Origin of the sequence: Variovorax sp. EL159, assembly GCF_900100965.1 — a bacterium.
Lineage (GTDB): Bacteria > Pseudomonadota > Gammaproteobacteria > Burkholderiales > Burkholderiaceae_C > Variovorax.
The window spans coordinates 131,710-147,130 of record NZ_FMUJ01000002.1 but is presented as its reverse complement, the minus strand read 5'-3'; the positions used below and the strand labels follow the sequence as shown (position 1 = coordinate 147,130).

Here is a 15,421-nt window from a genome sequence, read left to right as displayed (position 1 = left end):
GTCATACATGAATGCAGTAGTAGACAAAGAGGTGCTGACGATCAACGGCGAGCGCCTGTGGAACTCGCTGATGGAACTGGCACGCATCGGCGGCACGGCCAAGGGCGGCGTCAAGCGGCTGGCGCTGACCGACCTCGACAAGCAGGGCCGCGACCTCGTGGTGTCGTGGGGCAAGGAGGCCGGCCTGAGCATCACGGTCGACAAGATCGGCAACGTCTTCATGCGCCGCGAAGGCACCAACCCCGCGCTGCCGCCCATCGTGTCGGGCAGCCACATCGACACCCAGCCGACCGGCGGCAAGTTCGACGGCAACTACGGCGTGCTGTCGGCGCTGGAAGTGGTGCGCACGCTGAACGACCAGGGCATTCGCACCGAGGCGCCGATCGAGGTCGCGTTCTGGACGAACGAAGAGGGCTCGCGCTTCGTGCCGGTGATGATGGGCTCGGGCGTGTTCTGCGGCGCTTTCAGCCTGGAGCACGCCTACGCCGCGAAAGACACCGAAGGCAAGACGGTGCGCGAAGAGCTGGAGCGCATCGGCTACGTCGGGCCGCAGACGCCGGGCGACCACCCCATCGGCGCCTACTTCGAGGCCCACATCGAACAGGGCCCGGTGCTGGAAGACGCGGGCAAGGTGATCGGCGTGGTGCCTGCCGTTCTCGGCCTCTCGTGGTACGACTGCGTGGTGACCGGCATGGAAGCGCATGCGGGCCCGACGCCGATGCACCTGCGCCGCGACGCGCTGCAGGTGGCGACGCGGATCATGCAGGAGGTGGTGGCCATCGCGCTGCGCTACCAGCCGTACGGTCGCGGTACGGTCGGCATGGTGCAGGTGCACCCGAACAGCCGCAACGTGATTCCGGGGCAGGTGAAGTTCTCGGTCGACCTGCGCAACGTGAACGACGAGCTGCTCGACCGCATGCACGCCGAGATCCTCGCCTTCGTCGAGCGCACCGGCCGCGAGACGGGGCTGGGTGTGACCATCGAGCGCGTGTCGTACATCCCGCCCTGCCCCTTCCACCCCGACTGCGTGGACGCCGTGCGCCGCGCGACCGACAAGCTCGGCTACTCGGCCATGGACGTGGTCTCGGGCGCGGGGCACGACGCGATCTATGCGGCGCGGCTCGCACCGGCCGGCATGATCTTCGTGCCGTGCAAGGACGGCATCAGCCACAACGAGATCGAGGACGCGCAGCCCGACCACCTGACGGCCGGCTGCAACGTGCTGCTTCACGCGATGCTCGAACGCGCGAAGCGCGTCGACTGAAGCCGTCGCGGCATTTACTGGTACGCCGCCAGCTCCTGCCTGGCGATCGCGTTGCGGTGCACCTCGTCGGGGCCGTCGGCCACGCGCAGGTGGCGCTCGTAGGCGTAGAAGTGCGTGAGCAGCGTGTCCTGGCTCAGGCCCATCGCGCCGAAGGCCTGCATCGCCCAGTCGATCACCTTCACGCAGTTGTTGGGCGTGAGCACCTTGATCATCGCGATCTCTTTCGCTGCGACCTTGTTGCCGACCGTGTCCATGCGGTAGGCGGCGTTGAGCACCATCCAGCGCGACTGTTCGATCAGCATGCGTGACTCGGCAATGCGCTCGCGCCACACGCCCTGCTCCGACAGCAGCTTGTGGAAGGCGGTGCGCGACACCAGCCGCTGGCACATCATCTCCAGCGCGGCTTCGGCCATGCCGATGGCGCGCATGCAGTGATGGATGCGGCCGGGGCCGAGGCGGCCCTGCGCGATCTCGAAGCCGCGGCCTTCGCCGAGCAGGATGTTCTCGACCGGCACGCGCACGTTGTCGAACACGATCTCGGGGTGGCCGAAGGGCGGGTCGTACATGCCGAGCAACTGCATGTCGCGCACGATGCTCACGCCGGGCGTGTTCTTGGGCACCAGCACCATCGACTGCTGTCTGTGGCGGTCGGCGTTGTCGGGGTCGGTCTTGCCCATCAGCACGAAGATCTCGCAGCGCTCGTTCATGGCGCCGGTGATGTACCACTTGCGGCCGTTGATGACGTACTCGTCGCCTTCGCGGCGGATGCTGCAGCGGATGTTGGTGGCGTCGCTCGATGCCACCTCGGGCTCGGTCATCGCGAATGACGAGCGGATCTCGCCCGCCAGCAGCGGCGTGAGCCAGCGCTCTTGCTGGGCCTTGGTGCCATAGCGCGCCAGCACTTCCATGTTGCCGGTGTCGGGCGCGGAGCAGTTGAAGATCTCGGCGCACCAGTAGCGCCGGCCCATGATCTCGCACAGCGGCGCGTACTCGACATTGGTCAGGCCCGGCCCGTGTTCCGACTCGGGCAGGAACAGGTTCCACAGCCCGCGCTCGCGCGCCTTGGCCTTCAGGCCGGCCATCATCGGCAGCTCGGCGTAGGGGCGGCCGGCGCGCGCGTTGGCGGCCAGCTCTTCTTCGCGGCGCTTCTCGTTCGGGTAGACGTACTCGTCCATGAACTTCAACAACTCGTCGCGCAGCGCGATCACCTTGGGTGTGAATTCGAAATGCATCAGGCGTCCTTCAACAACAAAGTGCGTTGAAGTTAAGTCGCGCGGGCGGATTTGGACGGTCCTTCGCGCGACAGGCACCCGGTGCGGCTGTCACCTTCGCAGCAGCGCCTCGACGGCCAGGCGGCGCGAGAATGCCTTCCCATGAACACGACAACACCGGAGACCCCGCAGAAACCCGCAGCGCCGCGCCCCGTGCGCGCCGCGGCCACGCTCATCGTGCTGCGCGACGAAGGCCGCGGGCTCGAAGTGCTGATGCTGCGCCGGGCCGAAAAGGCCAACGACCAGAACAGCGGCGCGAGCGTGTTTCCCGGCGGCGTGATCGATGCGCACGACCGCAGCCTGCACGCGCAATGCAGCGGGCTGGACGACGACGCCGCGAGCGCGCGCCTTGCCGTGCCCGAAGGCGGCCTCGATTACTACGCGGCCGCGATCCGCGAATGCTTCGAAGAAGCCGGCCTGCTGTTCGCCACCGATCCATCAGGCGCGCTGGTGAAGCTCGACGGCCTGCCGTCCGACCGGCTCGCGGCCATGCGCGATGCGGCCGTGCAGGGCACCGATGCGCTGCTCGCGCTGTGCGCGGAACACGGCTGGCGACTCGCGGTCGACCGGCTGACCTACTTCACCCACTGGCTCACGCCGCCCGGCATGCCGCGCCGCTTCGACACCCGCTTCTTTCTTGCGCTGATGCCGGCGGGGCAGAGCGTGCGGCCTGATGGCAGCGAGACCGTCGAGCACATGTGGCTGAAGCCCGCCGAGGCGGTGGACCCGGCGCGCGGCCTCAAGCTGATGAACGTGACGCGTCGCATCCTGGAGCAGCTTGCGCAGTTCGTGAGCGCGAACGAGGTCATCGCGCATGCGCGCGGCCTGCGGCACATTCCCCGCGTCATGCCGAGGCTGGCGAACGGACCCGAAGGGCGGCGACCGGTGAACATGGAAGAGCCGGCATATGACGAGGTCGGCCTCGTCGATCCGGACGGTGAAGGCCACGGCCGGTATGCGCATGAAGCCGGGCTTGTCATGCGGCTTTCCGCTCGAATCGTGCGGGTCACCGCCAGTGACGACGGTGCACAAGGCAAGCTCGCCCACAGCTATTTCGTCGGCACTTCGAACGGCGATTGCGCACTGATCGACCCGTTGCCCCTGACACCGGCACACCTCGCGGCGCTCGTCGCGGCGGCACCGGGACGGGTGCGCCACATCCTGTCGACGCGGGCCCTGACGGCGGAATCCACGCACGCGCTCGCAAGCCTGCGGGCGACCTGGCCCGACGTGTCCATCTCCCCACCCGCACCGGGCGAAAAACTCGTGCTCGGAGAAGCCACGCTGCAAGCCTGTGCAGGCACGGACGGCGCGAATTCACGCCAGTTCCTGCTGATCGAAGACCTGACGCTGTTCATCGGCCTTGCGTCCGCAAACACGGTCGACAGCACCGGACTGCTCCAATGGATCGCACCCCGCCACGGCTTCATGCGCCGCCCGATCGCGACATAGCCACAACGCCACGAAACCGTGGCATGCATCGTGCAAGATCGCATCATGCTTCCCCTGTCTTCCGACGCGCTGCGCCAGCGGCTGCGGTCTTTTGCCTCTCGCGCGCAGCCGCTGCGCATCCTGCTCACGCTCGGCAGCCTGATGGCCGCGTGCGGCTACACCGGCCACCCCGATGCGGTGATCCCGCTGTTTCTTGGCGCCATTGCCAGCGCGCTCGCCGAAACCGACGACAGCTGGCGCGGCCGGCTTCGCGCGCAACTGGTCACGCTGGCCTGCTTCGCGGCGATGGCGTTCGCGGTCGAGGCGCTGTTCGGCCTGCCGCTGCTGTTCATCACCGGGCTCGCGCTCGCGGCCTTCAGCCTCACGATGCTGGGCGCGGTGGAGGCGCGCTACAAGGCGATTGCCTATGCCACGCTGATCCTGGGGATGTACGCCACGCTCGGCATCGAGAACATGACGTCCTCGCACGGCACTGCGGCCGTTCGCGGCCGCGAGCCGCTGTTGCTGCTGGCGGGCGCAGCGTGGTACGGCGTGTTCTCGGTACTCTGGTGCGCGGCCTTTCCGGCGCAGCCGGTGCAGGCGCGGCTGGTCACGCTGTTCGGGGTGCTGGGCAACTTCGTGCGCTTCAAGGCTTCGCTGTTCGAGCCGCTGCGCGGCATCGACATCGAGCGCAAGCGGTTGTCGCTCGCGCAGCTCAACGCGGAGGTGGTGACCGAGCTGAACGCCGCCAAGGAAAGCATCTTCCGCCGCATCGGCGCGCGGGCGCCGACGGGGCGCATCTCGCGCTACCGCGGCCTGTACCTGATCGCGCAGGACGTGCACGAGCGCGCCAGCTCTTCGCACGACGACTACAACGCGCTGGCCGACGCCTTCTTCCACAGCGACCTGCTGTACCGCTGCCAGCGCGTGCTGGACCTGCAGGGCATCGCCTGCCTGCGCCTCGCGTCATCGATCGAGCGGCGCGAACCCTTCGAGGTGGGCACCGAGACCGTCCAGGCGCTGGCCGACCTGCGCAGCGCCATCGCACATGAACGCGCACGCGCGTCCACGCCCGAGCGGCTGGTGCTGCTGGCTTCGGTCGAGGCGCTTGCGCGCAACCTCGCGCAACTCGACGGGCAACTCACGGGCGCAAGCCAGCCGTCGGCGCGCGCCGGCCGGACCGAGATGGGTCTGTTCGACCGCTCGCCGCGTTCATGGCGCGATGCGGTCGAACGCGTGCGGCGGCAGCTCACGCCGCGCTCGCCGCTGTTTCGGCATGCACTGCGGCTGTCGATCGCGCTGGTTGCGGGCTATGGCGTGATGCACCTGATCCATCCGGCGCAGGGCTACTGGATCCTGCTGACCACGCTGTTCGTGTGCCAGCAGACCTACGGCGACACCATCTCGCGCATGGGCCAGCGCATCGCGGGCACGGCGCTGGGCGTGGTGGCGGGCTGGGCGCTGCTGCAGCTATTTCCGCAACCGCTGGTGCAGTCGGTGATCGCGGTGGTGGCGGGCGTGCTGTTCTTCGCGACGCGCACCACGCGCTACCTGCTGGCAACGGCCTCGATGACGCTGCTGGTGCTGATGTGCTTCAACCAGGTCGGCGACAGCGGCGTGCTGCTGGTGCCGCGGCTGGTCGACACCGCCATCGGCAGCGCGATCGCCGGGCTTGCCGTGCTGCTGGTGCTGCCGCACTGGCAGGCGCGCCGCATCAACGAACTGGCGGCAGCGGCCTTGCGTGGTCACGCGGGCTACCTGCGGCAGATCGTCGCGCAGTACCGCACGGGCGCACGCGATCACCTCGATTACCGGCTGGCGCGCCGCAACGACCACAACGCCGATGCGGCCCTGTCGACCGCCGTGTCCGACATGTTCCGCGAGCCCGGCTACGTGCGGCCGCGCGCGGGCGTGGCGCTGCGCTTTCTGATCCGCTCGCACACGCTGTTGAGCTATCTGTCGGCGCTGGGCGCGCACCGCGCGGCGCTGCCCGATTCGGCGCAGATGGCGGTGCTGCGCACTGCGGCGGAAGGCGCGATCGCGGCGCTCGATGCGCTGGCGGCCGGACTCGAGAGCGGCTCGGTCGATGGCCCGCGCGACACCGCCTCGGAGTCGGCGGCGCGCGCCGCGTTGGCAGAAGCGACGGCCGCCAGCGGCGAGGCCGATCCGCAGGCGCGCACCTTTCATACGGAGCTGGGTTTGATCTGGCTCCAGATCGACGCGCTGCGCGGCCATGCGCGCGAATGGCTGCAGCCGGAAGGCACCGAGCCTCCGGCTGCGGCCGTGTAGCAAGCCGTCGAGCCTTCAGGCCCTCAGGCGCGTTGCGAATCCAGCTGCTCGCTGTTCTTCACGACCTACTGCGCCTTCACGTAGCTCTCGATCAGCAACTGGTACGGCGGGAACACGGCGCTGTAGGCCTCGGCCCATTGCAGCGCGTCTTCGCGGTTCCAGGTCTTCTGGATCTCGGAGCAGACGGCCGCGGTATCGGCATTGCGGCGTCGTCGGCGTCGATCACAGGCTTGGCACCGTTGAAGTTGGCGATGTTGTCGGGGGTGGCCATGAAAGGTTCTCCTGGAAGTTGAGGTGAATGCCCGGCAGGCAGAGGGCGCCGATACATGTCCAGAAGGCTAAAAGCGAGGCCAAAACTCCGGTAGTCGGCCAGATTTTCCATGAGCGTCTCATCTCATGGACGATGAAGAACACCTGAACATCCGTGCGCCCCGGTCGGAGAAAGCGCCGTCTTTGCGGCCGGGTGGGCTGGCGGCAGGTAAAATTACCCCTTCATGTCCCGCTGGTTTGCCGCTACTGTCCTTGCCATCATGTTGTCCTGCTACGGCTTTGCCGTGCTTGCCCACAACCTGATCGGTGCCGGCCATACGTACGGCAACCACCCAACCGTCTCGCAGGCCAGCCAGGTCGAGCAGACGGTGGTCACCAGCGTTTCGCTCGCCGACGCCACCACGGTTGGCGATGCCGATTCGGCATCGGACGATGCCACCAACCTCGACGAAGCAGGCTCCGAACACGCCGAGCTGGTCGATGCCCGCAACGACGTGCGCCTGCCGCAGCGTCTGTCGGAACAGCTGCCGAAACTCGGCCTGACCACCACGATCTCGCCGTTCCTCGAACGGCCCAAGCGGCCTCCTCGCGCCGCTTCCTTCGTCGCCTAGGCCTCACGGCCCTGCGCGACCGGGAGCCCTGCGCGGGCTTCTGCCCCTCGATACGGCCTGCCGGCCTTCCGGCACACCCGCATCGCAACGACACATCTCCCCTTCCGGCCGTTCGCCCGCTGCACGTGCCATTTCGTCCAGTCCGGCATCGGTCCACCTCCCTTCAAGGAAATCAGGAAATCACAATGAACAACAGCCCAACCACTTACCACCCCGGCTTCGACGCGCCGATCGCCTCGGTGCAGGAACGCAACCGCGTCCTGCGCAACACCTACTGGCTGCTCGCGCTGTCGATGGTGCCGACGGTGCTCGGCGCCTGGATCGGCGTCTCCACCGGCTTCTCGCGCGCCATGTCGCCCGGCATCGGCCTGATGGTCTTCCTCGGCGGCGCCTTCGGCTTCATGTACGCCATCGAGAAGACCAAGGAATCGGCCGCCGGCGTGCCGGTGCTGCTGGCCTTCACCTTCTTCATGGGCCTGATGCTGTCGCGCCTGGTCGGCACCGTGCTCGGCCTGGCCAACGGCGCCAGCCTCGTGATGACGGCGTTCGCCGGCACCGGCGCGATCTTCCTGGGCATGGCCTCGTTGTCGTCGGTCATCAAGCGCGACCTGTCGGCCATGGGCAAGTGGCTCTTCATCGGCGCCATCCTGCTGCTGGTGGCGGGCATCGCCAACTTCTTCATCAAGTCGAGCGCGCTGATGATGACGCTGTCGGTCGCGGCCATCGGCATCTTCTCGGCCTTCATCCTGCACGACCTCAAGCGCGTGAAGGACGGCCTGGAAACCAACTACATCTCGGCCACGCTGGGCGTGTACCTCAGCATCTACAACGTCTTCCAGTCGCTGCTGGCCCTGTTGGGCATTGCCGGCGGCCGCGACGAGTAATCCACCGCAAAGGAGAACTGACATGCGCCTCACCACCAAGGGCCGCTTCGCGGTCACCGCGATGATCGACATCGCCCTGCACGGCCGCTCGGGCCCGGTCACGCTGGCGTCGATCAGCATGCGCCAGCGGGTTTCGCTCTCGTACCTGGAACTGCTGTTCGGCAAGCTGCGCCGCAACGAGCTGGTCGAATCGACCCGGGGTCCGGGCGGCGGCTATTCGCTCAGCCGCAAGGCGGCCGACATCTCGGTGGCCGACATCGTCCTCTCGATCGAGGAACACGATGCCGAGTCCACCCGCCGACGCGGCAACGGCGCGCCCGGCGACGCGGGCCGCTGCGAAATCGACGAGCTCTGGGCCACCGTGAATCTTCGCGCGGTCGAGTTTCTCAAGTCGATCTCGCTGCAGAGCCTGGTCGACGAGCAGAAGGCCAAGGGCGTGCAGCCCGCGGCACGGCAGGACGCCCGGCGCACGCCGGTCGGCCAGCCGGCCGCGCGCAAGCCTTTCGTCGTCGACGCGCCCAACTCGGTGTTCGCACTGGGCCGACGCCACCAGCAAAGCGCCAGTTAGGTCCGCCGCCCCTGCCGTCTGAAGACGGCAACCGCAGCGAGCCACAGACCGACCGCTTTTCGCGGCCCATGCAGCCAGCTCCCGCCACGGATCGACGTGGCGGCGGGTTGGCATCTGCATGGGCCTTTTTTCGTTGGCGACGGGACGTTGTCCCGCCGCACCGAGGCCGCTGCTTCTCCCTGTCGCGGTCTTGGGATTCCTTCATGTTGCGTCGCAACACCAAAGGCACAATGCACCGTTAAGGTGCAGACGCGCAACGCCGGGCATTCCCCCGCGCGCGCGACACCGCGATTCCAGATGGCCATGACCACCTTCAAGCTCCTGCTTCCCTTTTCCCTGCTCGCGCTCGCCGCATGCGGCGCCAAGCAGCCACCCGCCACCGATGCCGCGCCCCCCGAGGTCGGCATCGTGTCGCTGCACGCCGGCGACGTGGCCGTGCACACCGAACTCTCCGGCCGCACCGCCGCCTACCGCGTCTCCGAGGTCCGGCCGCAGGTCAACGGCATCGTGCGCAAGCGCCTGTTCGAAGAAGGCAGCATGGTCCGCGCGGGCCAGGTGCTGTACGAGATCGAGCCCGGCCCTTTCGAGGCCGCGCACGAGCAGGCGCAGGCCACGCTGGCCACGACACAAGCCACCATCGCCAGCCTACGCGGCAAGGCCGAGCGCTTCGGCGAACTGGTCAAGGCCAACGCCGTGAGCAGGCAGGAGCACGAAGAGGCGCAGGCCGCGCTCGTGCAAGCCCAAGCCAGCGTGAAGGCCGCGCAGGCGGCGGTGAAGGCGGCGCGCATCAACCTCGAATTCACGCGCATCACCGCGCCCATCGCCGGACGCATCGGCCGCTCGGGCGTGACCGAGGGCGCGCTCGTGGCGCCGGGCCAGGCGATGGCACTGGCCACGATCCAGCGGCTCGACCCGATCTATGTCGACGTGGTGCAGTCGAGCCTGGAGCTGACGAAACTCAAGCGCCGCTTCATCTCGGGCGACATGGCACCGGCCAGCACCCAGGTCCGCCTGCGCATGGAAGACGGCCTGCCCTACCCGCATGCCGGCACGCTGAAGTTTTCCGAAGTGGGTGTCGATGCGGCGACCGGCTCGGTCACGCTGCGCGCCGAGTTCCCGAACCCGCAAGGGCTGCTGCTGCCCGGTATGTACGTGCGCGCGCAGGTCGAGTCGGGCGTGGAGCGGCAGGCGATCCTCGCGCCGCAGCGCGGCGTGGCCCGCAACGAAAAGGGCGAACCGACCGCGCTGGTGGTCGGTGCCGGCGACAAGGTCGAGCTGCGTCCGATCGAAGTGCGCAGCACCGAAGGCGAGCACTGGGTCGTGACCAAGGGCCTGCGCGAAGGCGACCGCCTCGTGGTCGAGGGCCTGCAGCGCGCGCACCCCGGCGAGAAGGTGAAGCCGGTGCCGGTGTCTGCCAACGCAGCCGCGGCCGCTTCTGCCGCCGCCGAGTAAGAAGAATCCAAGAATCCCGTGATCGCCAATTTCTTCATCCAGCGGCCCGTCTTCGCCTGGGTCATCGCCATCCTCATCATGCTGGCCGGCGGCGTGGCCATTCGCACGCTGCCGGTGTCGCAGTACCCGGACATCGCGCCGCCGACCGTGGTCGTGTATGCCAACTACCCCGGTGCCTCGGCGCAGGCGCTCGAAAGCAGCGTGACGCAGGTCATCGAGCAGCAGCTGAAGGGCATCGACGGCCTGATGTACTTCAAGTCGACGAGCAGTTCGGCCGGCTACGCCGAGATCAGCGTCACCTTCCGCCAGGGCATCGACCCCGACACCGCGCAGGTGCAGGTGCAGAACAAGGTCAGCCAGGCCACCAGCCGGCTGCCGCAGGCGGTGCAGCAGCAGGGCGTGACGGTCGCGAAGTCGCAGAACAACTTCCTGCTCATCGTCGCGCTCTACGACGAGACCGACCGGCGCACCGACACCGACATCTCCGACTGGATGGCCAGCAACCTGCGCGACCCGATCAGCCGCGTCGACGGCGTGGGCTCGGTGCAGGCCTTCGGCGCGGCCTACGCCATGCGCATCTGGCTCGACCCGCACCGGCTGGCCAGCTACCAGCTGATGCCGTCCGACGTCACCGCCGCCATCACCGCGCAGAACACGCAGGTGTCGGTGGGCGAGATCGGCGCGCGGCCTTCAGCGCCGACGCAGCACCTGAACGCCACCGTCACCGCGCTCTCGCGCCTGCAGACGCCTGCGCAGTTCCGCGACATCGTGCTCAAGACGCAGGCCGACGGCGCCGTGGTGCGCCTGGGCGATGTCGCGCGCGTCGAGATCGGCAGCGAGTCGTATGCGGAAACCACGCGCCTGAACGGCCACCCGGCCTCGGGCTCGGCCATCATGCTGGCGCCCGGCGCCAATGCGCTGACCACCGCCAACGCGGTGAAGGCGCGCATCGCCGAGCTCGAACCGTCGCTGCCCCCGGGCCTGCGCGTGGCCTACGCCGAAGACAGCACGCGCTTCGTCAAGATCTCGATCAAGTCGGTCATCAAGACGCTGCTGGAGGCCATCGCGCTGGTGGTGGTCGTGATGTTCCTGTTCCTGCAGAACTGGCGCGCCACGGTGATCCCGGCCATCACCGTGCCGGTGGTGCTGCTGGGCACCTTCGGCGTGCTCGCGGCCTTCGGCTATTCGATCAACGTGCTCACGCTGTTCGGCATGGTGCTGGCCATCGGCCTGCTGGTGGACGACGCCATCGTGGTGGTGGAGAACGTCGAGCGCGTCATGCACGAGGAAGGGCTCGATGCCAAGGCGGCCACCATCAAGTCGATGAAGGAGATCACCGGCGCGCTGGTCGGCATCGCGGTGGTGGTGTCGGCGGTGTTCCTGCCGATGACTTTCTTCGGCGGCTCGGTGGGCGTGATCTACCGGCAGTTCTCGGTGACCATCATCGCGTCGATGGCGCTGTCGGTGGTGGTGGCCATCGTGCTGATCCCGGCGCTGTGCGCGCGCTTCCTGAAGGCCGGCGTGCCGCCGCGCACGCGCGGCTTTCTGGGCGCGTTCAATCGCCGCTTCGATGCCGCGCAGGGCCGCTACGTGAGCCTGCTCGGCCGCATCCTGCGCAAGCCGCTGCGCTTCACGGCCGTGTATGTCGCCATCGTGGCCGGCATGGGCCTGCTGTACGTCAGCCTGCCCGGCGGCTTTTTGCCCGAAGAAGACCAGGGCAGCGTGATGGTGCAGCTCACGCTGCCGGCCGGCGCCACCTCGGGCCGCACGGACGAAGTGAACCGCGCCGTCGAAAAGCACTTCCTCGAAACCGAGAAGGACACCACCGACACCATCTTCACGCTCACCGGCTGGAGCTACGGCGGCTCGGGGCAGAACATGGGCATGGCCTTCGTCTCGCTGAAAGACTGGTCGGAGCGCCCCGGCGCCGACAAGCGCGCGCACGCCATCGCGGAACGCGCCGGCGTGGCGCTGGCCAAGCAGCAGCGCGATGCCGAGGTCTACGGCATGGTGCCGCCGCCCATCGAAGGGCTGGGCCAATCCAACGGCTTCGAGTTCTGGCTGCAGGACACCTCGGGCATGGGCGCCGATCGGCTGGTGCAGGCGCGCGAACAGTTGGTGCGCGAGGCCGACAAGGACAAGCGCCTGCAATCCGTGCGTGCCAACAGCGTGGCCGGCACGCCGCAGCTGCAGATCGACATCGACCAGCTGAAGGCATCGGCCCTGCGGCTGTCGCTCGAAGACGTGAACACCACGTTGGGCATTGCCTGGGGCGGCAGCTACGTCAACGACTTCATCGACCGCGGCCGCGTCAAGCGCGTGTACGTGCAGGCCGATGCGCCTTACCGCTCGGCACCGGACGACATCCGCCAGTGGTTCGTGCGCGGCAGCACCGGCGCGATGACGCCGTTTTCGGCCTTCGCGACCACGCGCTGGTCGCAGGGCGCCTCGCAGCTGGAGCGCTACAACGGCCTGCCCGCGGTGCAGATCCAGGGCGCGGCTTCGCAGGGCACCAGCTCGGGCACGGCCATGGCCGCGGTCGAGACCATCGCGAAGAAGCAGAGCGGCACCGGCCAGGCCTGGAGCGGCCTGTCTTACCAGGAGCGGCTGTCCGGCGGGCAGGCTCCGCTGCTGTTCGCGCTGTCGATCCTCGTGGTGTTCCTGTGCCTGGCCGCGCTGTACGAGAGCTGGTCGGTGCCGTTCTCGGTGATGCTGGTCATTCCGCTGGGCGTGCTCGGCGCGGTGATCGCGGCGGCATTGCGCGGGTTGTCGAACGACATCTACTTCCAGGTCGGCTTGCTCGCGACCATCGGCCTGTCGGCCAAGAACGCGATCCTCATCATCGAGTTCGCCGAAGCGGCGCTGCGGCGCGGCGTGCCGCTGCTCGAAGCGGTGGCCGAAGGCGCGCGCCTGCGGTTGCGGCCGATCCTGATGACCTCGCTGGCCTTCCTGGCGGGCGTGATCCCGCTGGCCGTTGCCACCGGCGCGGGCTCGGGCAGCCAGACGGCCATCGGCACCGGCGTGTTCGGCGGCGTGCTCGCGGCGACCGCGCTGGGCATCTTCTTCGTGCCGCTGTTCTACCTGCTGGTGAAGCGCCTGGCCGCGAGGGTGATGGGACGCGAGGCGAGCGAAGAACAGGCCGCCTGACGCGCGCCACGGCCATCGGGCCCGGTGCGTGCCTGTCGGTCGCGGCCCGCGCTCAACCCTTCTGCGGCGCGGCCCGCCTTCGCGACAGGCCGGGCAATGTCCATCCGAAGGTCATGCCGGCCGCCGCGATCAGGATGGCCGCCGCGCCGACGATCTGGGCCGGCGTCAGGCGCTGGCCGAAGACCACGTAGTCGATACCGATCGCCACCAGCGGATAGATGAACGACAGCGCACCGGCCACCGTGGTGGGCAGCTTCTGGATCGCGCCGTACAGCAGGATGAACACGAGCCCCGTGTAGATCACGCCCATGGTGAGGTGGATGCCCCACGTTCCCGCATCGGTCGGCAGCGCCTTCAGGTTGGCGAAGGGCGCGAGCATGACGATCCCCACGCAGAACTGGATCAGCGCGATCAGGTGCGGCGCCATGCCGTCGAGCTTCTTCGCGACGATGGCGGCCACCGCGTAGCAGAAGGCCGCGCCCAATGCCATCAGCACGCCGACGACGTAGGCACCGTCGTCGGCACCGCCACCCTGCTTGGCCTGCGCCACCAGCACGAGGCCGGCGAACGCGATGCAGAGCCAGCCGATCTTCGTGGCGGTGAGCCGCTCCGACAGCATCAGCGCGCCGAGCGCGACCAGCATGAAGGGCTGCGTGTTGTAGACCGCCGTGGCAATGGAGATGGACGCGTGCGTGAAAGACGCGAAGATCAGCAGCCAGTTGACGACCAGTGCCACGCCGCCCAGCGCCGCCAGGGCGAAGGTGCGGGGCGTGAGGCCCCGGCGCAGCACGCCCAAGGCGGCGCATGCGATCCACAGCGTGGCCGCACCGAACACGCAGCGCCAGAAAAGCAGGTCGACCAGCGGCTGCTCGGCGCGCACGACGAACCATCCGATGGTTCCGGAGATCACCATGGCCGCGCTCATTTCGAGCGCGCCGCGAAGCTTCATCTGCATGAGAACCCGATGTGTGAAGGGAACACCGAGCGTGCCAGCTTTTGCGGCAAATGGACATGCTTTTAGAAAGGCGAAACCGCCCGATTGCCATGGAAAATCAGGCGCACCGACGAATCAACCGAGACTCAAGCCATGCTGGACGCGATCGATCAGGACATCTTGAAGGCGCTCGGCGCCAACGCCCGCATGTCGCTCAAGGAACTCGCGCTGCAGGTGGGCCTGTCTTCGCCCAGCGTCGCGGAGCGGCTGCGGCGCCTTGAAGAACGCGACGTGATCCGCGGCTACACCGTGCAGATCAATCCCCGGGCCCTCGGCTACCAGTTCCAGGCCATCGTGCGCATCCGGCCCTTGCCGGGCCAGCTGCAGGCGGTGCAGAAGCTGATCGAGAGCACGCCGGAGTTCTGCGAGTGCGACAAGGTCACGGGCGAAGACTGTTTTGTGGCGCGGCTGTACCTGCAATCGCTCGAACAGCTCGACCGGATTCTTGACCGCATCGCCAGCAAGGCCGAGACGAACACCTCGATCGTGAAGGCGCAGACCATCATGCAGCGGCTGCCTCCGCTGGGAACCCTTCAGGCCTAGGGCCAGAGCTGCCGCAATATCTCCGGCAGCATCCCGCCCACGAAGTCTTTCGTGCACTCCGTGCCGGCCAGCTCGCCGAACTTCTCGTCCAGCGCGAGATGCGCAAAGCCATGCACCGATGACCACGCCGCCAGCAGCGTGGCCTGCGTCGCGCGGTTCAGCGGCTTCTTGTGGCCCCAGCCGGTGTAGTCGCGCACCGCCAGTTCGAGTTCGCCTAGGGCCGCGTCGCCGGCCACCTTGAGCCTTTCGTCCTGCACCAGCCGGTCTTTGCGGAACATCAGGTGAAAGCGCCCGGGGTAGGTCAACGCGAAATGCACATAACCCATGCCCTGGCCGCGCAGCCTTGCGGCGGGGTCGCTGCCGCCCGTGGCGGTGCCCTCGCGCAGGCAGCGCGTGAGTTCCTCGAACCCCAGGATGGACACCTCTGTCAGCAGGCCCGCCGCACTGCCGAAGTGATGCAGCGGCGCGGCCGGCGACACGCCCGCGCGGCGCGCCACCTCGCGCAGCGTGAAGCCCTCGACACCGCGTTCGGCCAGCAGGACTTCGGTGGCCGCGATCAGCGCCGCGCGCAGATCGCCGTGGTGATAGGGCGCCGGAGCGCTCGCCGTTTTTCGTGCCGTCATGACTGCTGGTTTCCGGGGGTCTTCATCGGTGGAACTTTACACCGTTCAAATTCTTCTGGATTTTTCATCTAAAC

Annotated in this window: 12 protein-coding genes and 1 pseudogene; 9 read left to right on the top strand and 4 right to left on the bottom strand. The window is 68.0% G+C overall.

Translation table 11 applies throughout. The features are described from left to right. The first annotated feature begins 7 nt into the window (after positions 1-7). Complete coding sequence (locus BLQ28_RS06880) at positions 8-1,264, top strand: Zn-dependent hydrolase (RefSeq protein WP_093237945.1); 1,257 nt, start codon at positions 8-10, stop codon at positions 1,262-1,264. A gap of 14 nt (positions 1,265-1,278) precedes the next feature. Here BLQ28_RS06880 and BLQ28_RS06875 read toward each other — a convergent pair whose 3' ends face one another. Next, a complete protein-coding gene (locus tag BLQ28_RS06875) occupies positions 1,279-2,496 on the bottom strand; it encodes an acyl-CoA dehydrogenase family protein (RefSeq protein ID WP_093237943.1) in 1,218 nt (405 codons plus the stop codon). A 141-nt stretch (positions 2,497-2,637) separates the two neighbouring features. Here BLQ28_RS06875 and BLQ28_RS06870 point away from each other — a divergent pair, with 141 nt between their 5' ends. Together BLQ28_RS06870 and yccS are read left to right on the top strand one after the other, a co-directional pair. Next, a complete protein-coding gene (locus BLQ28_RS06870; RefSeq protein WP_093239353.1) occupies positions 2,638-3,987 on the top strand; it encodes an NUDIX hydrolase in 1,350 nt (449 codons plus the stop codon). A 45-nt stretch (positions 3,988-4,032) separates the two neighbouring features. After that, positions 4,033-6,255 carry a YccS family putative transporter gene (yccS, locus tag BLQ28_RS06865; RefSeq protein ID WP_093239352.1) on the top strand — a complete coding sequence of 741 codons (2,223 nt, stop codon included), beginning with the start codon at positions 4,033-4,035 and terminating at the stop codon, positions 6,253-6,255. A gap of 65 nt (positions 6,256-6,320) precedes the next feature. Here the strand turns inward: yccS and BLQ28_RS06860 are convergent. Continuing rightward, positions 6,321-6,452 (bottom strand): annotated as a pseudogene (locus BLQ28_RS06860) (hydrolase); the annotation flags it as partial. Positions 6,453-6,785: 333 nt separating this feature from the next. Here BLQ28_RS06860 and BLQ28_RS06855 point away from each other — a divergent pair. From BLQ28_RS06855 to BLQ28_RS06835, 5 genes are all read left to right on the top strand, one after another. After that, positions 6,786-7,136: a hypothetical protein gene (locus BLQ28_RS06855; RefSeq protein WP_093237942.1), complete on the top strand. Its 351-nt coding sequence runs from the start codon at positions 6,786-6,788 to the stop codon at positions 7,134-7,136. Between the two features lie 185 nt (positions 7,137-7,321). Continuing rightward, positions 7,322-8,020 (top strand): Bax inhibitor-1/YccA family protein, encoded by a 699-nt coding sequence (locus tag BLQ28_RS06850; protein WP_093237940.1) that lies wholly within the window; start codon positions 7,322-7,324, stop codon positions 8,018-8,020. Positions 8,021-8,042: 22 nt separating this feature from the next. After that, positions 8,043-8,588 carry an Rrf2 family transcriptional regulator gene (locus BLQ28_RS06845; RefSeq protein WP_093237939.1) on the top strand — a complete coding sequence of 182 codons (546 nt, stop codon included), beginning with the start codon at positions 8,043-8,045 and terminating at the stop codon, positions 8,586-8,588. Between the two features lie 303 nt (positions 8,589-8,891). Beyond that, positions 8,892-10,040, top strand: coding sequence for an efflux RND transporter periplasmic adaptor subunit (locus BLQ28_RS06840; RefSeq protein ID WP_093239350.1), 1,149 nt, complete (start codon positions 8,892-8,894; stop codon positions 10,038-10,040). A gap of 18 nt (positions 10,041-10,058) precedes the next feature. Beyond that, positions 10,059-13,187, top strand: coding sequence for an efflux RND transporter permease subunit (locus BLQ28_RS06835; RefSeq protein ID WP_093237937.1), 3,129 nt, complete (start codon positions 10,059-10,061; stop codon positions 13,185-13,187). Positions 13,188-13,239: 52 nt separating this feature from the next. Here the strand turns inward: BLQ28_RS06835 and BLQ28_RS06830 are convergent, their stop codons facing one another. Continuing rightward, complete coding sequence (locus tag BLQ28_RS06830; RefSeq protein ID WP_093237936.1) at positions 13,240-14,142, bottom strand: DMT family transporter; 903 nt, start codon at positions 14,140-14,142, stop codon at positions 13,240-13,242. A gap of 132 nt (positions 14,143-14,274) precedes the next feature. Between BLQ28_RS06830 and BLQ28_RS06825 the strand changes: the two genes are divergently transcribed. Further along, positions 14,275-14,724, top strand: a complete 450-nt coding sequence (locus tag BLQ28_RS06825; protein WP_093237934.1) for an Lrp/AsnC family transcriptional regulator — start codon at positions 14,275-14,277, stop codon at positions 14,722-14,724. On the opposite strand, the gene BLQ28_RS06820 is transcribed toward BLQ28_RS06825, so the two are convergent. Further along, positions 14,721-15,347, bottom strand: coding sequence for a TetR/AcrR family transcriptional regulator (locus BLQ28_RS06820; protein ID WP_093237933.1), 627 nt, complete (start codon positions 15,345-15,347; stop codon positions 14,721-14,723). The genes BLQ28_RS06825 and BLQ28_RS06820 overlap by 4 nt on opposite strands. Positions 15,348-15,421: the final 74 nt, after the last annotated feature.